Origin of the sequence: Lampropedia puyangensis, from assembly GCF_004833285.1 — a bacterium.
Lineage (GTDB): Bacteria > Pseudomonadota > Gammaproteobacteria > Burkholderiales > Burkholderiaceae_C > Lampropedia > Lampropedia puyangensis.
This window is the reverse complement of record NZ_STFG01000007.1, coordinates 76,619-98,794: the sequence shown is the minus strand read 5'-3', so window position 1 is coordinate 98,794 and position 22,176 is coordinate 76,619. Positions and strand designations below refer to the sequence as shown.

Below are 22,176 nucleotides of genomic sequence, written 5' to 3'. Positions count from 1 at the left end.
TTCAGCTGCTGCTTGTTAGTCTGCTTTAAAAACAAGAAAGCCCCTGTTGTTTGCACGCAGGGGCTTTTTGTTTGCCCATGTGATGGTGGCTTTTCGTAAAATGGCGGCTTTGGTAATCAACGGCCTTTGCACGCAAGTGCTGCTGGTGCTGAGATTGCGCGTGTTCCCCCACTTCTACTAGGCGAGTTTGTGTCTTTGTCCATCACCCAGCTTGAGGGCGGCAATGCCTTGAGTGCATTCCGTATCCAGAAACTCCTGCCTTTGTTGCAGGCCATTCACCCCAAGATTGAACAAGTTCAAGCACGGTATCTGCACTTTGTGGTTACCGATGGTGCTGCAGAGGCCGGCCTGTTGGCGCAAGCTGCACAGTTGCTTCAGTATGGGGAGCCGTTTGATCAAACTGCGCTGTTGCCAGAGCATGCGGCCGTGGTTTTGGTCACCCCTCGCGTGGGGACTGTGAGTCCTTGGGCGTCAAAAGCAACTGACATTGCCCACAATTGTGGCTTGGCTGTTAAGCGTATTGAACGTGCGGTTGAATACCGTATTGGGTTGAAAAAAAGCTTGCTCGGCAAGGTTGACGCCCTCAGCGAAGCCCAGTGGCAACAAGTGGCTGCACTGCTGCATGATCGCATGACCGAATCTGCCTTGCGTGATCGCCAGCAGGCCAATACTTTGTTCGATAACCTGCCTGCGGCAGCCTTGGAAACGGTGGATGTGCTCGGTGGCGGGCATGCAGCACTAGAAGCGGCTAACCGCAATTGGGGCTTGGCGTTGGCAGATGATGAAATTGACTACCTGCTGCAAGCTTTTACGCAGTTAGGGCGCAACCCCACCGATGTGGAGTTGATGATGTTTGCGCAGGCCAATAGCGAACACTGTCGCCATAAAATTTTCAATGCTGATTTCACGATTGATGGTCAGGCGCAAGACAAGAGCTTGTTTGCGATGATTCGCAATACGCACCAGTTACGGCCTGAGTTCACGGTGGTGGCCTATTCAGACAATGCTTCCATCATGGAAGGCAATGCCATTGAGCGTTTTGTCGCGCGTGCCGACAGTGGTGACAAACCGCGCCAGTACACACGTGATGAGGCGGTGCACCATATTCTGATGAAGGTGGAAACGCACAACCACCCCACCGCCATTTCTCCTTTTCCTGGCGCTTCTACCGGCGCGGGCGGTGAAATTCGGGATGAAGGGGCCACAGGGCGTGGCTCGAAACCCAAAGCCGGGATGACGGGGTTCACCGTGTCGAAGCTGTGGGATGGTCTGTCTGACCAGCCCGGGGGCAAGCCTGAGCACATTGCCAGCCCGTTGCAGATCATGATTGAAGGGCCATTGGGAGGTGCTGCATTTAATAATGAATTTGGCCGCCCCAACTTGACCGGATATTTCCGCGAGTACGAGCAAGAGGTGTGCGGCGTGCAGCGTGGTTTTCACAAACCCATCATGATCGCTGGTGGTTTGGGGCAGATTGATGCGACCCAGACCAAAAAAATCGAGTTTCCTGCCGGTACCTTGCTGGTGCAGTTGGGTGGGCCGGGGATGCGTATTGGCATGGGCGGTGGTGCTGCCTCGTCTTTGGCTACCGGCACGAATGCTGCTGATTTGGACTTCGACTCCGTGCAACGCGGCAATCCGGAGATTGAACGCCGTGCGCAAGAAGTGATTAACCAATGCTGGCAACTGGGCGCTGAGAACCCCATTTTGGCTATTCATGATGTGGGCGCAGGCGGCTTGTCTAACGCGTTTCCTGAATTGACCAACGATGCTGGTCGTGGTGCGCGTTTTGACTTGCGCAAAGTGCAGCTGGAAGAGTCTGGTTTGTCGCCCAAAGAAATCTGGAGCAATGAAAGTCAGGAGCGCTATGTGCTGGCCATTGATGCAGCAGCCATTGATCGTTTCGATGCTTTGTGCAAGCGCGAGCGTAGCCCCTATGCGGTGATCGGCGTGGCCACAGAGGTGCGGCAACTGGAATTGGTTGATGCTGAGCACCCAGAGGTGCCACAGCCCGTGGATATGCCTATGAACGTGTTGTTGGGCAAACCCCCAAAAATGCACCGTGATGTGCAAACCGTCAACAAAAAGGCTGAGCCGTTGAATGTCGATGGCGTGCAGTTGCAAGAGGCAGTGATTCAAATTCTGAGCCATCCGACTGTGGCCAGTAAACGTTTTTTGATCACCATTGGGGACCGTGCCGTGGGCGGTTTGACCCATCGCGACCAGATGGTGGGACCTTGGCAAGTGCCGGTGGCTGATGTGGCCGTGACGTTGGCTGATTTCAAGAGCTTGGCTGGTGAGGCCATGGCTATGGGCGAGCGCAGCCCGGTCGCGGCTATCAATGCGCCAGCATCTGGGCGTTTGGCGATTGCTGAAGCGATCACCAACTTGCTGGCAGCGCCCATTGAATTGGGGCGCGTGAAGTTGTCAGCTAACTGGATGGCCGCCTGTGGTGAGGCAGGCGAAGATGCCGATCTTTATGCAACCGTTAAAGCCGTAGGGATGGAGTTGTGTCCTGCATTAGGGGTGTCTATCCCAGTGGGGAAAGACAGCTTGTCGATGCGCACCGTCTGGCAGCACGAGGGTGAATCGAAAAAAGTGACTTCGCCAGTCACACTCATCGCCAGTGCGTTTTGCACCTTGCCTGATGTCTCTGGCACCTTGACACCACAACTCAATACCGAAGAGGCAGACACTACCTTGGTGCTGGTGGATTTGGGCATGGGCCGCAACCGCATGGGCGGCAGCATGCTGGCACAGGTGCTGGGGCAAAGTGGTGGCGAAACCCCGGATCTTGATGACCCGCAAGACCTCATTCGCTTGGTAGATGCTGTCAATGCCCTGCGCAAGCAAGGCCAGCTTTTGGCTTACCACGACCGCAGCGATGGTGGCTTGTTGGCTGCTGTGGCTGAAATGGCCTTTGCTGGCCATGTGGGTGTGGCGTTGAATGTGGACATGCTCATCACGGAAGGCGATGGCATTGCAGACAGCAAGGCCGAATACGGCGATGCCAAGAACTGGGCACAGCAAATCAGCGCGCGCCGTGAGGAGTTGACACTCAAGGCGCTGTTCAATGAAGAGTTGGGTGTGGTGTTGCAAGTGCGCACTGCTGATCGCAATGACGTGATGCAGACGCTGCGTGAGTTTGGTCTGTCTAAGCACAGCCATTTCATTGGAAAGACGCGCCCCATCCAAGCGCCGCTGGACGATGGTAAAGGTCAGTTGCAAATTTGGCGCGATACCAAAAATGTATTCTCAGCGGATTTGTATGACCTGTTCCAGGTTTGGGATAGCGTGAGCTGGAAAATTGCACGTGAGCGTGACAATGCCGATTGTGCAGACCAAGAGCACGCTGCAGCAGGCCAATTGAGTGATCCGGGGCTTTCTGTGCATCTGACATTCGATCCAGCGCAAGATATTGGGGCTCCTTATATTGGTAAAGCACAGCCCAAGGTTGCAATCCTGCGTGAGCAGGGCGTGAATTCGCATATTGAAATGGCCTATGCATTCAGCGAAGCGGGTTTTGATGCCGTTGATGTGCACATGACTGATTTGCAAAGTGGGCGCGAGCAGCTGGCTGGTTTCCAAGGCGTGGTGGCCTGTGGCGGCTTCAGCTATGGTGATACCTTAGGCGCTGGTGTCGGTTGGGCACGCTCCATCACGTTCAATCCACGTGTGGCAGAGCAGTTTGCCGCATTTTTTGCGCGCAACGATACCTTCGGTTTGGGCGTTTGCAATGGCTGCCAAATGTTTGCAGAGCTGGCCTCGATCATTCCGGGGGCGCAGGCATGGCCACGCTTTACGACCAATCGCAGTGAGCGGTTTGAGGCGCGTTTGTCGCAGGTTGAAATTCTTGAATCTCCAAGCCTGTTCTTGCAAGGCATGGCAGGTAGCCGTTTGCCTGTGGTGGTAGCGCATGGTGAGGGCTATGCCAACTTCAGCCGTCAAGGCAACCCGCAGGAGGTGATTGCTGCCATGCGCTATGTAGACCATGCCGGGCAAGCCACTGAACAGTATCCTTTCAATCCAAACGGCAGCCCTGGTGGCTTAACCAGTGTGACCACGGCTGATGGCCGCTTTACTGCAATGATGCCGCACCCTGAGCGGGTTTTCCGTAATGCGCAGATGAGCTGGACGGATTGGGCTGCTACAGGCGGCTTGGCAGTCAAGAGCCCTTGGATGCGTATTTGGCGCAATGCGCGCAAGTGGGTTGATTAAACGCTAGCCATCACACCATGTGTGGCGCCCAGCCACAGCCTATGGTTGCACCTTAGGCCGCGGTTAGGCGTTGCGCATGCTGTGTAGGTGAGCAGAGTTTCGTGGGCAGTTTGTCTGCCATGTAGGTAACGCAACAAAAGGATTTGCCATGAATACCGCCGAACCACGGATGAGCAATTTGTTCAAGCAATTGGGCCTGGATGACAGTGACCAAGCGATTGCGGACTTTATCGTTGGGCACCAATTGCCAACTGATGTCGTGATTTGCGACGCGCCTTTTTGGGACGCTTCGCAAAGGCAGTTCATTGTCGAGCAAATGAAGGCAGATGCACCATGGGCTTTAATCATTGATGCCCTCAACGAGTCATTGCATGAAGACGCCACCAAGGCGAAGTCGGGTCTGTGAGTCAATGACCCTGATGGGTACATGCGCACGGATGGCATTCATTTAAAAAGAGTAAGGCCCATCGGGCTGAATAGTCATCGAAGGGGCTTGGTTAAGTCATCAAAATGTCATAAAGTTGTCGTCAAATTCTGGTATCAGGGCTGCTACAGTCCCGCCCTCCCGTTATTGACAAAACTTTACCAATGTCCAGAAAACGTGCTACGGAAAAAGCCCCTGTGCCAAATGCTGTTTCGAGCAAAATGGCAAAGCCCAAAGCGGGCGTTGATGCAGCAGCAGGGGAGGTGGTTGCCAAGCGCAAAGTGCCGGCAGCCACTCGTTCAACATCAACGCGCGTGACGCGCAAAACAGCAGAAAAATCGTCCACAAAAGCGACACGCCAACAGCCAGGGCAGGCGGTTAGCAGCATCAGCAGCACGACGGCCATGGTTCCTGTGTCTTTGGCTAGTGCTGAGGTGGTTTTGAGTCGTGCGGATGCAGAAAGTATGACCAATGCGATGAAGACGGCCAAAGCCCTACAGGCCGCGACTGGATCAATGTGGGGGGTCAATCGAAAGCAGATTGAGGCTGAGGCGGAATTGATCATGCATCTGGCTCGGCCTGACGATATTGCCTGGTTAGACCGTGACCACAGCATTTTGGCTTTCAATGAGCGGGTGTTTGATTGGGCTTTGCGACCAGAGGTGCCGCTGCTTGAGCGTTTGCGATATCTATGCATCGTGTCTTCTAACCTCGATGAGTTTTTTGAGGTGCGCGTGGCAGACCATTTGGAGGCAGCGCGCGATGGGGTCGAGGACGATGAGTTCTCGGTGCAGAGTTTGCGCCGTCTGGCCGATAAGGCGCACAAATTGGTGCAGCGCCAATACGAGTTGTACAACAAGGGGTTGTTGCCTGCTTTGATTGAGCAGGGGATTCAGATCTTTTCGCATGGCAAGCGCAATGCAGGCCAGCGACGTTGGGTGAAAGAATACTTTGACCGCGAAGTGCGGCCCTTGTTGACGCCAGTTGCGTTAGATCCTGCGCATCCCTTCCCTCAAGTGGCCAACAAGTCATTGAACTTCATCGTGCGTTTGGAGGGTGAGGACGCTTTTGGCAACCGCAATGAAATTGCGATTGTGAAGGTGCCGCGCGTATTGCCGCGCTTTGTCCGCTTGCCGGATTCGTTGGCTGGAGGTAAGGGCAAGATTGGCGTAGTGAGTCTCTCCAGCATGATTCGTGCGCACTTGGCAGAAATGTTTGCCGGCCGTCAGGTGCTGGAATTTGCGCAGTTCAGGGTTACGCGTCACTCCGACTTGGCTGTGACTGAAGGGGAAATACAAAATCTGCGCACGGCCTTGCGCAAGGGGTTGCAACACCGACATTTCGGCAAGGCCACGCGCATCGAGGTTTCAAGCAGCTGTTCGGAGCCGATTGCCAATTTGCTGCTGGCCGAATTCAATTTGCCTCCTGAGGCTATGTACCGTGTTGAAGGGCCGGTGAATCTGGTGCGCTTGAACCAGGTGGTGGACTTGGTGGACGATGATCGCCCTCAGTTGTTGTTTCCACGATGGATTCCACAATGGCCACGTTCGTTGAAAAACAGTGACAACCTGTTTGCCCGTATTCGCCAGAAGGATGTGTTGATTCATCAGCCTTTTGAAAGTTTTGATGCGGTGGTTGAGTTCTTGCGTCAAGCGGTCAAAGACCCGGATGTGCTGGCTATTAAGCAAACGGTTTATCGCACGGGGCCTGACTCGGTGATGATGGAGTTGCTGCGAGAGGCGGTGCGCAAGGGCAAGGAAGTCACCGCTGTGGTTGAGCTCAAAGCCCGTTTTGATGAAGAAGCCAACATCAATTGGGCGGAGACGCTCGAGTCCATTGGGGTACAGGTGGTGTACGGGATTGTGGGCTTGAAAACACACGGCAAGATGCTGTTGGTCACCCGCCGTGAGGCACGCGGCCTCAAGCGCTATGGCCACCTGTCTACCGGGAATTACAACCCCAAGACCGCCAAGCTGTATACCGACTTGAGCTACCTGACCGCCAACGACGCATTGACTGCGGACATGGATGCCGTCTTCACGTTGCTGGCAAGCCAAGCGGCGTTGCCTAAATTGAACCGTTTATTGGTTGCACCATTTTCTTTGCATTCGACGTTGATGGGGCATATTGCCGCAGCCCAAAAGGCCGCGCAGGCCGGGCAAAGTGCGCGCGTGGTCGTCAAGATGAATGCCTTGACCGACTGGAAGTTGGCAGAGGCACTGCATCACGCGGCGCAGCAAGGTGTTCAAATTGATCTGATCGTGCGTGCAGCCTGTGTTTTACCAGCCTTGAATGCGACCGAAAAAGGAGGGGCCATTCGCATCCGCTCGATTGTGGGGCGCTTCTTGGAACACACCCGTGTTTTCTTTTTCCAGTACGGTGAGCAAGAGCATTTGTACCTCTCCAGTGCTGACTGGATGAACCGGAATATGGCCCGACGCGTAGAGCTGGGTTGGCCAGTCGTCGATCCTGCTTTGCGCCAGCGCATTCTTGATGAGTGCTTGGTTTCTTATCTGATGGACGACCAGGATGCGTGGGTTCTGCTCGAGAACGGTACTTACCGGCGTTTAGAGGGCGATACAGTGGGCGCCAGCGCGCAGCAGATGTTGGCGCATTATTTCTCGGCGCAACCGACTCCGCGTCAAGCCCCGCGTTCGAAAAATTCGGTCGCCAAAATCATTAAAAACACCAGCAAACGCAAGTAATCTCTGCCTTGATAAAAAAAGCCTCGCTATCGTCGCGAGGCTTTTTAATCAGCGACTGCAGGTGCTGAAGGTCGCGCGTTTGAATCCCTTTAACAGCGCAGAAATTCAGGCGCGCAGTGTGGCGCCGCCATCGACGTACAGATCGCTCATGGCAATATGGCCTGCTTGCTCTGAGAGCATGAATAGGACAGCATGGGCAATGTCTTCAGGTGTGGCCAGTTTGCGCAGCGGGATGCCTGCTTTGTACTGCTCTGGTAAACCTGCGATCACGCGTTCTGCGCCGCGATCATCAGCCCACATGCCTGTTTGCATGGGGGTCAGCGTAGAGCCGGGAGCAACAATATTGCAACGGATGCCATGAGGCGCCAGTTCAAGCCCTAAGCAGCGGGTGAACATGGTTGCAGCAGCTTTGGATGCCGCGTAAGCAGCCATGGCATGGCGAGGCACGCCGGCTGCATTGGAGCTGACCGTTACCATGACACCGCGCTGACGTGCTTGCATACGTTGTGCCAGTGCACGACTGACGTGGAAAACGCCATCGCAGTTGACCGCAAAGACCTGTCGCCACGCGTCATCGCTCGTCTCGGTGACCAAGGTGTTGGAGAGCACGCCTGCCACATTCACACCAAGATCGATGGGGCCAATATGTGCTTCAACATCGGCAACCAAATTGTTCACAGCAACTGAATTGCGGACATCCAGCGCGCGTGCGTGGAAATGGTCGTGGTGATGGTTGGGTTGCGATGGCGCTGTTAAATCACACGCCACCACGGTGCTGCCAGCTGCCAGCAGCGCATCGGTTACGGCTTGGCCAATACCACCGCCAGCACCCGTAACCAGAGCGATACGGTTATTGAAGCCGGTTAATTGCATACGGCAAGCCTTTCTGTTGTCAGTATCTGATCGGTCAAGATGGCCGGCGCGCAGGTGACAGCCGCCCATTGCAGAGCCTGAATGTGGTGCGCATAGCTGAAGTCGGCCAGGGCGTCAGCCACCATGAAGGGTTCAATGTCGCGTTGGAATGCTTCTGCAGCGGTGAGTTGGCAACCAATATGGGCGTATACCCCGCAAATCAATAATTGGTTGCGGCCGCGCGCCTTGAGTAACTCTTCTAAAGGACTGCGCTGAAATGCGCTGTAGCGGTGTTTGATGAGCACAGTATCCTCAGCGTGCGGAGCGATTTCTGCTGCAATCGCTTCATGCTCAGGTTGGGCGCGCATGCCCGGCCCCCATAAGGCTGCTTGTAAGCCTCTGTCGTGCAGTAGTTGATCACCTTGCTGTGCGGTATAGAAAACCGGGACACCATGTTTGCGACAAAAATGGACCAATTGCGCAATATGGGCTTTGACCGGAGCAATTGGAGACGCGTTTGCAGGAAATGGTCGCAGGAAGTACTCCTGCATGTCATGCACCAGCAGGGCTGCGCGGTGCAGTTCCAGTTGCCAAGGTGCGCGTGCAGCGGGGAGGTCAGCTGCCGACGGCAGTGCATAGGAGGAAACAGAAGGGAGAGCCATGAGATCACGCAACAATATGACTGAGAATTGTAATTAATCGCATGATCCTTGTTGTGGGGTTTGTGATAGCCCATTTTTAAAATAGCGTCTTTTATGGGGGCGTGAGCATTGCTTTGTGCCTTTTGCTGCGCTTGCGAGGCCATATGGCCAACAAGCCTGGCAGGGTGAGTAGTGCCAGCACGGTGCTGGACAGTTGCGTCAACCAGCGGGCCAGTACACGAAATGCATCTCCTTTGTATGCCAGTTTGGTTGCACGGGCACTGTATTTGGCGAAGGCAACAGCACCCGTGCTGTCTAACACATGCAGCCCTTGTTTGCCAAAAGTGGCAGCCAATGCCACTGCTTGTGCACCATAGCGCTCAGTCATGCGCATGGTTTGCGGCAGTGCATCGGCGCTGATATGGACCAGCGCTTGCGTGCGGGAACCTTGAAGACGGGCAAAGCGTGCCGCCTGTGCGAGAGAGACCGCATCACGTGTTTGCTCTAAAAGCTTTGCCCCGCCGGGCACGCGGGAGAGGGTCGTCACATCCGTTAGCAAGGTTTGGGCGTCCACCAGTCCATTCCATGATCGCTGTTGGCGAATTTGCCTTGCTGTGGTGATGAGCGAGGAGCCGATCCAATCCGGTAGTTTATTGAGACGGCGCATGGTTTTGAGGGTGGTCAGGGCTGTTTTGGCCGTTGTGGCAGAAACCGTCACGGCGGTGGAGGCCCCTGCGGTTGGAACTGTTGCGGCGGCCGCTCCTAACTGGGCGGCAGACGCTGCCACACCGATGCTGGCTAGCGCAATCAGAACGGGATCGGTGGCCTCGTCCTGTGACCAATGCCACCCTTGTACGGCCAGATCGCGCAGGTCGCCAATCACCATCAGGTCGCTGATGACAGAGGCGATCTGGCCCGCGCTTTCATCGCTGTGCCCCAGCGCCAATCCTTCCCCTATTTTTTGAAGTTGGTAGAGGCTGCTGGAGCGTTTTTCTGCAATGGTTTCTTGGAGTTGCTGTGCTTGTGGATTGTTGCGCACATAGTCGTAGTCCATGAAGAAACCCAGGTACTGATCGGCATCAGCAAGCAGTCCACGATCGACCATTTGTTGCACTTCTGGAATGGGATCTGTGCGCACCAGTGCCCACACGGCGATTTGCCCTTTTTGCCACCATACCAATGCAGCGATGACGCTGGTTATGACCATGAGAGCTCGCAATAGAAACAGCATGGAGGAGGTCGCTTAGAGTGGTTTGTGGGCAGTTAGCACAAAGGTGAATGGGTTCGCTCATCTCGAATGTGCGGCATTTGAATGTCGACCCAAAAGCAACCCACTGGCAACCCACTGCAGTCATAGATTGACTGATTCTAAATATTTGCGATTGGTGAGTCTCAATATCAAGGGGCTGAGTTGGATGCCGCTGCGAGCGACGGCATCCAAGTTGACTTCAAAAGTGGGCTGCTTGGTATTTGCAGTGCGCAGACAAATCATGACGCCACTACTGCATTCAGGCGGATTTTCTCGTATCGTGAAGACCGGTTGTTCGACTAGGCTTGTAACCCAAGCAATCGCCACAGCTTCTGGAGTGGACTGCCCGATAAAAAGTACAGAGCAAGTAATGGCCAAGGTATCGTCGGTATGCCGCACAGATTTGACGGCCACTGTGCTGTGGTGTGAATGGATGGGGTGCTGGTGTAACGACGCCAGCAGCAAAGGGTGATCAGCAACGCAAAGATTGATGGTGTGCAGAGGTGTAGGCCATTGCGAGTATTCGATGACCCCTTGAAGAATTCGGCGCAATCCTAGAATATTTGGGGCAATTTGAGTTTTGGGGCGCTGTGCAGCAACCCCTTTGTGTGTTTTTTCTGGGTGCTGCGCTTGTGCAAAAGCACTGCTTGAAATGCCACAGATTGCCATGCTTGCAAAGCAAGAGGCAAAGAAAGTGAGGAGGCGGTTGCGCATGCTGTTGGCCTACAGGTAAGGCATGGCGCTGTACTGTAGATGAGGGCTCATAACCGTTGGGCGCATACATACCTCCAAGTTTGGTGTTGATGAACGCTTGCTGGTTGTGCCAACAGCATGGTGCTATGACGCCAACCCGTATTTGATTATAAAAATTCTCGGTTTGATTCGGCTGCTGTAGTGTGCTAGTTATCAATTGATTGCGCTTTTTGGATAGGGAAAGCGGTGAAATAATGATTTTTGTTATAACTTTGTGATTTTTTGCTTTTACTGGTCGATGTGTAGTAATCGGCCAATGGGATGACAGCAAACACCATAAAAAAAGCGCTCGCCAGTTGACAAACCATGTCAGCTGGCGGGCGCTTTTACGCTTTTAATTGGCTCGTGGGCGACTACATCTGTGGATGTACTGCACTGCTGGCGCTGTTCTCTATGTGCGCAGTGAAGCCGCTTTGCAGTATTTCGACCTCTCCATTTAATGGATGCGCATGCCCGGTTGAGCGCCTGGGAAAGGTTCGAGCACATAAATGCCTGGGTGCGTTTTCTCATCGGCATGGCTGGCTGCAAGCACCATGCCTTCACTGATACCAAATTTCATTTTGCGTGGCGCCAGGTTGGCTACTAGGACAGTGAGCTTTCCAACCAGTTGTTCTGGTTGGTACATGCTGGAGATGCCGCTGAAAACATTGCGCAATTTGGGCTCGCCTGCATCGTTTTTCTCACCAGCGTCCAGTGTCAATTGCAGCAGTTTGGTTGAACCTTCAACACTGTTGCATGCCACGATTTTGGCAATGCGCAGATCAATTTTGGCAAAGTCATCAATGGTGATGGTGTCCGCTAAAGGCTCTCCACCAGGGGCGTTGGGGTCAATCACTGGCTCGGCTTTCTTGGATTTGCTGTCTTTTTGGGCTGCAGGGGCAGGCGTTGGCGCTGCGGCGCTTGCAGGGGCTTCAAACAAGGCGTCAAGCTGCTTGTCTTCCACCCGTTGAATCAAGTGCTTGAAGCCTGCGATGTGGTGGCCAGCACCCAGCGGGGTGTGTACATCGTTGAATGTAAAGGGCTGTTTGACTTGCAGGAAACCTTCGACTTGTGCTGCCAATTGTGGCAGTACGGGCTTGAGGTAGATGGTGAGGATGCGGAACGCTTCAATGCAGGTGGTGCATACATCTTGTAGGCGCTCGCCTTGTGCCGAATCCTTGGCCAATTCCCAAGGCTTATTGGCATCGACAAATTCGTTTACACGGTCTGCCAGCTGCATGATTTCGCGTACGGCACGCGAGGTGTCGCGGCGTTCATATGCGTCCTTGATCTCATCGGCACGCTCACGCATCGCTTCGAGCAGTGTGTGTCCTTCGCCTGAACTCAGGCCCAAGCGGCTATCGAACCGTTTGGTGATAAAGCCTACAGCGCGGCTTGCAATGTTGACGTATTTCCCGACCAAATCAGAGTTTACGCGGGCCATGAAGTCTTCTGCATTGAAGTCGATGTCTTCATTGCGACCGTTGAGTTTGGCTGCGAGGTAATAGCGCAGCCACTCTGGGTTCATGTCGAGTTTGAGATATTTGAGTGGGTCTAATCCGGTGCCACGGCTTTTGCTCATTTTCTCGCCGTTGTTGACCGTTAGGAAGCCGTGTACACAAATTTGGTTTGGTGTTTTGCGCCCGCTGAACTTGAGCATGGCTGGCCAAAACAACGTGTGGAAGGTGACGATGTCTTTGCCAATGAAGTGGTATTGCTCCAGATTCGGATTGGCCATGTAGGCATCGTAATTTTCCTGACGCCGCTCCAGCAGGTTTTTCAATGAAGCCAAGTAACCCACAGGCGCATCCAGCCACACGTAGAAGTATTTTCCCGGAGCATCGGGGATTTCAATGCCGAAGTAGGGGGCATCGCGGCTGATGTCCCAATCGCCCAAGCCTTCGCTGGTGCTGCCATCGGGGTTGGTGCGTACCGTGAACCATTCTTTGACTTTGTTGGCCACTTCTGGTTGTACATGCAGGCCGTTTTGTGTCCATTCTTGCAAAAACTCCACACAGCGGGGATCTGAAAGTTGGAAGAAGAAGTGCTCAGATTCTTTCAATACCGGCTTGGCTCCAGACAGCGAAGAGTAGGGGTCAATTAAATCCGTCGGCGCGTAGACGGATCCGCAGACTTCGCAGTTATCGCCATACTGGTCTTTGGCGTGGCACTTGGGGCATTCGCCTTTGATGTAGCGATCAGGCAGGAACATGCCTTTTTCTGGATCAAAGAATTGCTCAATTGTGCGGGTTTCAATCAAACCAGCCGCTTTGAGGTCTTTGTAGATGGATTGCGCCAGAACGGTGTTTTCTGGACTGTGTGTGGAATGCCAGTTGTCGTGACTGATGTAGAAACCATCGAGGTATTGTTTGCGGCCAGCAGCAATATCGGCCACAAACTGTTCCGGTGTTTTTCCTGCTTTCTCAGCCGCAATCATGATGGGGGCACCATGGGCATCATCAGCCCCAACGAAATCGACACGGTGGCCCTGCATGCGTTGAAAACGCACCCAAGTGTCGGCTTGGATGTATTCCATGATGTGGCCAATGTGGAAAGTGCCATTGGCGTAAGGCAGGGCGGTGGTGACGAAAATCGTGCGTTGGGTCATGTCGGGGCAACTAGAGAGTCTGGTGACAACAAATGGAGCCCGTATCGCAGCCTTGCGATACGGTAGGCATCAGTGTGTTGATCGCAACAATGAGTAGGGCGCAGACCAATGCTTTGGCCTACCTTGGGGCAAGGCAGAAGATGTTTCGCTTTGCTGGCGCAGTCGCCGTTCGCCCAACTCCTATTGCGGAAGCAATTGCTTGATGCAACGGCGCATTCTATGCCAGCGTTACCGTGGGTGCAGCCAGTACGTGCAGGTAACGCTGTGCGGGTATGGATTGGCTTATCCTCAGTACTCTATTAAATGGGGATTGAGGGCGCTTGTTGCGTTCATTCAAAAACTGTCTACGCTTCAATCACCAAAACCGTAAGGCGTGCGGCTGCTTTGGTTTTCGTCCACCACTAAGGCCTTGCCCATGAAAGGAAAGGCGCGCTGGTTGCAGGCAGGGCGTTCGCACACTTTGCAGCCCATACCAATGGGGGTGGCTGTGTGTTTGTCTTGCAGGTCCAGGCCGCGCGAATAGACCAAACGATGGGCGTGGCGCATATCGCAACCCAATCCAATCGAAAACGTTTTGATGGGGGCCCCCCAACCATGTGAGGCGTGCGAGACCGTCCGGGCGATCCACAGGTAGGACTGCCCGTCTGGCATGGCTGCGCGCTGCGCCAGAATGCGTCCTGGCTGGCTGAATGCTTCATAGACATTCCAGAGCGGGCAGGTGCCGCCAGTTTTACTGAAGTGAAAATGCGTGGCCGATTGGCGTTTAGAGATGTTGCCTGCGCGGTCAACCCGCACAAAAAAGAAAGGCACACCGGGCCTTCCTGGCCTTTGCATGGTGCTCAGGCGGTGGCAGACGGTTTCAAACCCCACGCCGAATCGTTGGCTCAGCAGGTCAATGTCATAGTGCAGTTGTTCGGCTGCTTCCAAGAAACTGCGGTAGGGCAATAAGACCGCACCAGCAAAGTAGTTGGCTAAACCAATACGCGCCAAATGTGCGGCGCTGCTGTCGTTTTGCAGCGAGGGATGCGCAACCAGCGCGTCAATCGCATCGCGTTGTTCCACTAGCGCCAGTTGCGTGGCCAGTTGAAAAACTTGCTGCGTTGCTTCCAGCGTGGCAGAGATACGCAGTGTGCGGGTATTGGGGTCAAAGTGGCGCTTGGCCTCGTGCTGTGCTTCATGGCTGAAATACACATGGATGTGGTGCAGACTGAGGAGGCGCTGTGTGAGCCATTGCACCAGCGCGGCGGCTTGCACGCCTGAGGCATTGGCCAGTGCTTCTGCTTGGGTATCCAGCGTGTCGAAGTAATTTTGGTGTTGAAAGAAAAAGTCACGTACAACTTCGTAAGGCATTGCGCGGACCACCGATACGCTGGCGCTGCCGGAGCGGCTGTCGTCAACGTTGGCTGCAAAGCGTTCGAGTTGCTGCTCCAGCGTGGCGTTGCGTTGATGCAGGCTTAGCAATGCTTTGGCAATGCCGGGCATTTGGGTGACGACTTCTTGTAACTCCGTCGTGTCAACAGGCTCTGGCGCTGTGGTGAGGGCATCGCGCAGTGCGGCCATCAGGCGCATTTCTTCGTCTTCAGAAAATTGCTGAATATCTACGCCAAATGCGCGATTGATCTTGAGTAGTACCCCGACAGTCAGTGGCCGCTGGTTTTGCTCCAGCTGGTTGAGGTAGCTCGGTGACAGGCCAATTGCTTGCGCCATGGCGACCTGTGTCAAACCTTGGTCGGCGCGCAATTTGCGCAGCCGCACGCCCATGAATGTTTTCTTCATCGTGGTGCTCTGGCCACTTGGTTTGCAGGGCAATGTGGTAAGGAAAATTATTTGCAAAATTTGCAAATTCGCCGAAAAACATTCGCAAAACCTCGCTTTTTTAGGCCTTCATAAAGAATCTATTTTTGCGTAAATTGCGAATTATGACAACGCCAATCACGCAAAAGAGTCGAGGTTCTGCTTTCTTAAGCACGTATGCGACCTGTTTGTATTTGTGAAGGCGTATGCCTTAGCCCCACTTGACCCATTGAGGAGACCCCATGACATCGATTGCGACAAGCGCTGCACCTACAGACCAAGCCAGTGCATTCAAACCCAAAAAATCCGTGGCGCTATCCGGCGTTGCTGCGGGCAATACAGGGTTGTGTACAGTGGGCAAGTCGGGCAACGATTTGCACTACCGTGGCTATGACATCCTGGACATTGCTGAGCAATGTGAGTTTGAGGAAATCGCTTATTTGCTGGTGCATGGCGCTCTTCCCACACCTGCTGAGCTCAAGGCGTATAAGAACAAGCTGAAGAATTTGCGTGGCTTACCACTGCAAACACGTGCTGTGCTGGAGGCGATTCCTGCGTCGGCGCATCCGATGGATGTGATGCGTACCTATGTATCCATCCTCGGCACGGTTCAACCCGAAAAGGAAGACCATAACCTGGCTGGCGCACGCGATATTGCCGACAAGCTGATGGCTTCGTTGGGCTCTGCGCTGCTGTATTGGTACCACTTTGCCAACAACGGCCGCCGTGTTGAGGTGGAAACCGATGACGACTCCATTGGCGGGCACTACCTGCATTTGTTGCATGGCAAAAAGCCTCCCCAGTCTTGGGTGCGTGCGATGCACATCAGCTTGATTTTGTATGCAGAGCATGAGTTCAATGCGTCCACCTTCACCAGCCGTGTGATCACTGGAACGGGATCTGACATCTATTCGGCCATAGCCGGAGGCATTGGTGCATTGCGTGGCCCCAAACATGGGGGCGCTAATGAGGTGGCATTTGATATTCAAAGCCGTTACGCCAATCCGCAAGAAGCAGAAGCAGATATTCGCCGTCGTGTGGAGAACAAGGAGGTCGTGATTGGTTTTGGTCACCCGGTCTATACCATCAGCGATCCGCGCAACGTGGTGATTAAAAAAGTAGCCAAACAACTCTCGGATGAGGCAGGCTCTACCAAGCTCTACGATATTGCTGAGCGTTTGGAATCAGTGATGTGGGAGGTCAAGAAGATGTTCCCCAACCTAGACTGGTTCAGTGCGGTGAGTTACCACATGATGGGGGTGCCAACTGCGCAGTTCACGCCATTGTTTGTGATTGCACGTACGGCTGGTTGGAGTGCCCATGTGATTGAGCAGCGTCTGGACGGCAAGATCATTCGCCCCAGTGCGCACTACACCGGCCCGGAAAACCAACGTTTTGTCGCCTTGGCAGATCGCACTTGAACCAAGGCTTGGGCACAGCGCGTCGGCTGTGCTTTGCTTTGCTTTGCCGTGCGGCGCTGGTCGAAGCCTTAAAGGCTTTGCTGGCACCGCAGGCTGTACACCACAACATGGATTCCCAACGATGAGCAACCCTTTTCGCAAGCCGCTGCCCGGCACTGCGCTTGACTATTACGATGCCTGCGCCGCTGTAGAAGCGATTGAGCCCGGCGCCTGGGCCAAGCTGCCTTATACCGCTCGCATACATGCTGAGAACATTGTGCGAAAAGCCGATGTGGCGCATACCAACGATTACCTGGGGCAATTGATTGCCCGCAAGCGCGAACTCGATTTCCCATGGTTTCCTGCCCGCGTGGTTTGCCATGACATTCTGGGGCAAACGGCCTTGGTCGATTTAGCAGGGCTGCGCGATGCCATTGCAGACGGTGGCGGCGACCCTGCCGCCGTGAACCCGGTGGTGCCGGTGCAACTGATTGTGGACCATTCGCTGGCAGTCGAGTGTGGCGGGTTTGATCCCGATGCCTTTGCGAAAAACCGTGCAATTGAAGAGCGCCGCAATGAGGATCGCTTTCACTTTATCAACTGGACGAAAACGGCGTTTGACAACATTGATGTGATCCCTGCGGGCAATGGCATCATGCACCAGATCAATCTGGAAAAAATGTCGCCTGTCATCCATAACGATAATGGCGTCGCATACCCTGACACTTGTGTGGGTACAGACAGCCATACACCCCATGTCGATGCACTGGGTGTGATTTCTGTGGGAGTTGGTGGTCTGGAGGCTGAGAACGTCATGCTGGGCCGTGCCTCGTGGATGCGCACACCCGAAATGGTGGGCGTGGAGCTGACTGGCAAACGCCAACCTGGCATCACCGCTACAGACGTGGTGCTGGCGCTGACCGAATTTTTGCGCAAAGAGAAAGTGGTGGGTGCGTATTTGGAGTTTTATGGCCAAGGGGTAGCGGGCTTGACCATTGGAGACCGCGCCACCATCTCGAACATGGCGCCTGAATATGGCGCGACGGCCGCCATGTTTGCCATCGACGATCAAACCTTGGACTATTTGCGCTTGACAGGCCGCAGTGCAGAGCAAGTGCATTTGGTGCAAACCTATGCGCAAACGGCAGGGTTGTGGGCTGACAGCTTGCAAGGGGCTGAATATGAGCGCGTGCTGCGGTTTGATTTGACATCCGTGGTGCGCAATATGGCCGGGCCATCGAACCCGCATCGGCGTTTGCCGGTGTCTGCCTTGAAGGAGCGAGGCATTGCCGGTGATGACATGTTGGCGCAGGCCAAAGTGCAAGAGGCGATTGGTTTGATCCCCGACGGGGCCGTCATTATTGCGGCCATTACATCGTGCACCAATACCAGCAATCCACGCAATGTGATCGCAGCGGGCTTGTTGGCGCGCAACGCACGTCGTTTGGGCCTGGTGCGCAAACCATGGGTCAAGACATCGCTGGCGCCAGGCTCGAAAGTCGTGGAGTTGTACCTGAAAGAAGCGGGTTTGCTTGAAGACTTGGAAGCGCTGGGTTTTGGTATTGTTGCCTTTGCATGCACGACCTGTAATGGTATGAGTGGTGCGTTGGATCCGGCCATTGAGCAGGAAATCATTGAGCGCGATTTGTATGCGACAGCCGTGCTCTCGGGCAACCGCAACTTTGACGGGCGCATCCATCCCTATGCCAAGCAGGCCTTTCTGGCTAGCCCACCCTTGGTCGTTGCGTATGCCATTGCGGGCACCATCCGTTTCGATATTGAGCAGGATGTACTGGGGGTGGTGGGTGGTGAGGCCATTCGTTTGCAAGACCTCTGGCCTTCGGATTCAGAGATAGATGCGATCGTTAAGCAAGCGGTGCAGCCTGAGCAGTTCAACCGCATCTACATTCCGATGTTCGAGAAAAAGGAGGCTGAGCGCGCCGATTCGCCCTTGTATGACTGGCGTCCTCAATCGACGTATATTCGCCGCCCGCCATATTGGGAAGGCGCTTTGGCAGGAGAGCGCGCACTCAAGGGGCTACGCCCACTGGCGATTTTGCCTGACAACATCACCACTGATCATCTCTCGCCATCGAATGCGATCTTGATGGACTCTGCCGCTGGTGAGTATTTGCACAAAATGGGATTGCCTGAGGAAGACTTCAACTCCTACGCCACCCATCGGGGTGACCATTTAACCGCGCAGCGTGCCACGTTTGCGAATCCGCAGTTGGTCAATGAAATGGCAGTGGTGAATGGCCAAGTCCAGAAAGGCTCCTTGGCACGGGTGGAGCCTGAAGGTAAGGTCATGCGTATGTGGGAAGCCATTGAGACTTACATGGATCGAGCACAGCCGCTCATCATCATTGCTGGGGCCGATTATGGTCAAGGTTCTAGCCGAGATTGGGCTGCCAAAGGCGTGCGCTTGGCCGGTGTGCAAGCCATCGTGGCTGAGGGTTTTGAGCGAATCCACCGTACCAACTTGATTGGCATGGGGGTGTTGCCACTACAGTTCAAACCCGGCACTACACGCTTGAGTTTGCAACTCGATGGCACAGAAACCTACGACGTGGAAGGTGCGCGCGAGCCCCGTACCGAGCTGATTTTGGTGGTTCATCGTCGCAATGGTCAAGTGCTGCGCGTGCCGGTGACATGCCGACTCGACTCCGATGAGGAGGTGAGCGTGTACGAAGCTGGCGGCGTGCTGCAGCGCTTCGCTCAGGATTTTCTGGAGTCCAATAAGCTCGCTCAGGCATGACTTCTTTAGTTTTATTCATCCATGCTATTGGCAACCTATTCACCAGTGAACAGCACCATGACTAAAGCCGCACAGATCAAAGTTCCCGCCATGTATATGCGAGGTGGCACCAGCAAAGGCGTATTCTTTCGTTTGGAAGATTTACCATTTTCGGCGCAGCAACCGGGTGCTGCCCGCGATCGCTTGCTTCAACGCGTAATCGGCAGTCCGGATGCGTATGGCAAACAAACCGATGGCATGGGCGGGGCCACCTCTAGTACCAGCAAATGTGTCATTTGTTCTGCGAGTCAGCATGCCGATCATGATGTGGATTACTTGTATGGGCAGGTCAGCATCGACACCGATTTTGTCGACTGGTCAGGCAACTGCGGTAATTTGACCACTGCGGCAGGAGCCTTTGCCATTCATGCCGGGTATGTGGCGCCAGAACGTATACCTGAACACGGTGTTTGCGAGGTACGCATCTGGCAGGCCAATATTGGCAAAACCATCATTGCACGGGTCCCCATCACCCATTACCAAGTGCAGGAGACGGGAGACTTTGAGCTCGATGGCGTGACCTTCCCGGCCGCAGAGATCGTGCTGGAGTTTGTTGATCCTGCAGAAGAGAGCGAGGACGGCGGCGCCTTGTTCCCCACTGGCCATGTAGTCGATGATTTGGACGTGCCCGGTGTGGGGGTGTTGAAGGCCACCATGATCAATTCGGGCATTCCTACTATTTTTGTGAATGCGCAAGACCTTGGCTATACCGGCAGTGAGTTGCAAGAAGCCATCAATGGCGATGCGGCAGCATTGATGCGGTTCGAAGCTATTCGTGCGCATGGCGCTGTCAAAATGGGCCTGATCAAGACCGTTGAAGAGGCCGCTAAACGCCAGCACACCCCAAAAGTGGCGTTTGTTGCACCAGCGGCTGCATACACAGCCTCCAGCGGGAAAACCGTGCAAGCTGATGCAATTGATTTGCGTGTGCGTGCCCTGTCAATGGGCAAGCTGCACCACGCCATGATGGGAACGGCCTCGGTGGCGATTGCAACAGCCGCTGCCATTCCCGGTACCTTGGTCAACATTGCCGCCGGTGGCGGGGCACGCGATGCCGTGCGCTTTGGCCATCCTTCGGGAACTCTGCGTGTGGGCGCCCAAGCACAATGCATAGAAGGGCAATGGCAAGTGACCAAGGCGGTGATGAGCCGCAGTGCCCGCATTTTGATGAGCGGTTGGGTGCACGTGCCTGCCGAAGAGACGCCCATTTGAGTACGCTTGCCGCAGTACATTGCCGAAAACCAATACCTAACAATACAGAAAGCCAGTATGTCAACCTTGTCTACGCGTCAGCAACTCAGAAAACTCGTCAACGCCAAGCGCGGCGTGATCGTGCCCGGCGCATTCAATGCCTTGTCGGCCCGTGTGGTCGCTGATTTGGGCTTTGAGGCCATCTACATTACAGGCGCTGGCGTCACAAATATGTGGTTTGGAATGCCCGATCAAGGTTTCATGGGTTTGGCAGAAATTGCCGACCATACGGCGCGCATTCGCGATGCGGTCGATGTGCCTTTGTTGGTTGATGCCGATACAGGCTTTGGCAATGCGCTCAATGTGTTCCACACGGTGCGCACGTTGGAGAGGGCAGGGGCGGACTGCATTCAGCTTGAAGACCAGGTGGCTCCTAAACGCTGTGGCCATTTCAACGGCAAAGATGTCATTTCTACGCAAGAAGCGGTGGACAAAATCAAGGCTGCTGTCGATGCGCGCCGCGACCCAGATTTTCTGATCATGGCACGCACTGATGCGGCTGCCGTGTTCGGTTTTGAAGCCGCAATTGAGCGGGCGCAGCGTTTTTCGGAAGCAGGTGCAGATATTTTGTTTGTTGAAGCAGTGACTAAAGAAGAAGAGGTGCGTGCTTTGCCCCAGCGCTTGCAAACGCCGCAATTGATGAATATGGTCATTGGCGGAAAAACCCCTATTTTCAATGCCACTGAACTGGGGAAGTTGGGCTTTGGCATCGTGTTGTACGCCAATGCCGCACTGCAAGGTGCGGTGACAGGCATGCAAAAGGCCTTAACGTTGCTGCGCGATGAAAAGCAAGTTCTGGAATCCAGCGGTTTGGTCGCTCCATTTGCTGAGCGCCAACGGCTGGTCAACAAGCCTTATTGGGATGCGCTGGAGCAGAAATACAGCGATAACAGCGCGGCCTGAGCGCCCGTGATGCGTGCGCGGCTTAGCCCGTGTGCCCTGACCGCCTGAGTGCAGCGCATCAGACCCATTCAACGTTTCACTTCAACCCTGCAGCAATACGGGGGAGCTATATGCACGCCTTTGAAACCGAAAACGCCCCGCTGTTACAGCCCCATTCTTTGTGCGATGTGATTGCTGCCCGTCTGCGGGAGCAGATTTTGGACCACACGTTAGAGCCCGGACATGACATCAATGAAATGGAGTTGGTGCGCCATTTCGGTGTGAGTCGAACACCGATTCGTGAAGCATTGAAAGTGCTCCATTCAGAAGGTTTACTGACGGCACAAGCACGCCGTGGCATGGTAGTTACCCAGCTACAAGAAAGCGAGCGTTTGCATGCCCTGCGCTTGTACCAACTGTTGCAAAACTATGCGAAAGCGCAATGCGTTGAAAGCAGTATCCGCAAGCATGAACGCATTGCCCAGCCAGCATTACAGAAAAGCCCGCTGCTGACCAAGGTACAAATGACCGTTGAACGCCAATTGCGATTGGCTTACGGCAAAGCGTTTGAGCAAGAAATGGCCAAAGCTATAGGGCCAGATGCACTTTGAGCGTTATGCGGG

Annotated in this window: 14 protein-coding genes; 8 read left to right on the top strand and 6 right to left on the bottom strand. The window is 54.5% G+C overall.

Translation table 11 applies throughout. The annotated features are described in order from the left end of the window. The first annotated feature begins 189 nt into the window (after positions 1-189). The 3 genes from purL (at position 190) to ppk1 (ending at position 7,347) form a co-directional block, all read left to right on the top strand. On the top strand, positions 190-4,218 hold the full coding sequence (gene purL, locus E9531_RS08430; RefSeq protein WP_136573320.1) for a phosphoribosylformylglycinamidine synthase: 4,029 nt from the start codon (positions 190-192) through the stop codon (positions 4,216-4,218). Between the two features lie 148 nt (positions 4,219-4,366). Then, the gene (locus E9531_RS08425) at positions 4,367-4,624 is read left to right on the top strand and encodes a DUF2789 domain-containing protein (RefSeq protein ID WP_136573319.1); all 258 of its coding nucleotides are present in this window, start codon (positions 4,367-4,369) and stop codon (positions 4,622-4,624) included. 581 nt (positions 4,625-5,205) lie between these two features. Then, on the top strand, positions 5,206-7,347 hold the full coding sequence (gene ppk1 / locus E9531_RS08420; RefSeq protein WP_244610048.1) for a polyphosphate kinase 1: 2,142 nt from the start codon (positions 5,206-5,208) through the stop codon (positions 7,345-7,347). A 105-nt stretch (positions 7,348-7,452) separates the two neighbouring features. Here the strand turns inward: ppk1 and E9531_RS08415 are convergent, their stop codons facing one another. The 6 genes from E9531_RS08415 to E9531_RS08390 all read right to left on the bottom strand — a co-directional run bounded on the left by E9531_RS08415 (position 7,453) and on the right by E9531_RS08390 (position 15,205). Beyond that, entirely contained in the window at positions 7,453-8,220 is a 768-nt protein-coding gene (locus tag E9531_RS08415) for a 2,3-dihydro-2,3-dihydroxybenzoate dehydrogenase (protein ID WP_136573318.1), read from the bottom strand. After that, a complete protein-coding gene (locus E9531_RS08410) occupies positions 8,211-8,861 on the bottom strand; it encodes an isochorismatase family protein (protein WP_136573317.1) in 651 nt (216 codons plus the stop codon). The genes E9531_RS08415 and E9531_RS08410 overlap by 10 nt, the downstream gene beginning before the upstream one ends. 91 nt (positions 8,862-8,952) lie before the next feature. After that, entirely contained in the window at positions 8,953-10,047 is a 1,095-nt protein-coding gene (locus E9531_RS08405; protein ID WP_136573316.1) for a hypothetical protein, read from the bottom strand. A gap of 144 nt (positions 10,048-10,191) precedes the next feature. Further along, positions 10,192-10,803, bottom strand: coding sequence for a regulatory sequestration protein YfiR (gene yfiR, locus E9531_RS08400; RefSeq protein WP_136573315.1), 612 nt, complete (start codon positions 10,801-10,803; stop codon positions 10,192-10,194). Positions 10,804-11,278: 475 nt separating this feature from the next. Further along, a complete protein-coding gene (metG, locus tag E9531_RS08395) occupies positions 11,279-13,429 on the bottom strand; it encodes a methionine--tRNA ligase (protein WP_136573314.1) in 2,151 nt (716 codons plus the stop codon). Between the two features lie 351 nt (positions 13,430-13,780). Next, a complete protein-coding gene (locus E9531_RS08390) occupies positions 13,781-15,205 on the bottom strand; it encodes a short-chain fatty acyl-CoA regulator family protein (protein WP_136573313.1) in 1,425 nt (474 codons plus the stop codon). A 260-nt stretch (positions 15,206-15,465) separates the two neighbouring features. On the opposite strand from E9531_RS08390, the gene prpC reads away from it, so the two are divergent. The 5 genes from prpC to E9531_RS08365 all read left to right on the top strand — a co-directional run bounded on the left by prpC (position 15,466) and on the right by E9531_RS08365 (position 22,164). Further along, a complete protein-coding gene (prpC, locus tag E9531_RS08385; RefSeq protein WP_136573312.1) occupies positions 15,466-16,644 on the top strand; it encodes a bifunctional 2-methylcitrate synthase/citrate synthase in 1,179 nt (392 codons plus the stop codon). 121 nt (positions 16,645-16,765) lie between these two features. Beyond that, complete coding sequence (gene acnD, locus E9531_RS08380; protein WP_136573311.1) at positions 16,766-19,381, top strand: Fe/S-dependent 2-methylisocitrate dehydratase AcnD; 2,616 nt, start codon at positions 16,766-16,768, stop codon at positions 19,379-19,381. A 57-nt stretch (positions 19,382-19,438) separates the two neighbouring features. Continuing rightward, positions 19,439-20,632, top strand: a complete 1,194-nt coding sequence (gene prpF / locus E9531_RS08375; protein ID WP_136573310.1) for a 2-methylaconitate cis-trans isomerase PrpF — start codon at positions 19,439-19,441, stop codon at positions 20,630-20,632. A gap of 66 nt (positions 20,633-20,698) precedes the next feature. Further along, positions 20,699-21,574 (top strand): isocitrate lyase/PEP mutase family protein, encoded by an 876-nt coding sequence (locus E9531_RS08370; protein WP_136573373.1) that lies wholly within the window; start codon positions 20,699-20,701, stop codon positions 21,572-21,574. A 110-nt stretch (positions 21,575-21,684) separates the two neighbouring features. Beyond that, positions 21,685-22,164 (top strand): GntR family transcriptional regulator, encoded by a 480-nt coding sequence (locus E9531_RS08365; protein ID WP_136573309.1) that lies wholly within the window; start codon positions 21,685-21,687, stop codon positions 22,162-22,164. Positions 22,165-22,176 lie beyond the last annotated feature (12 nt).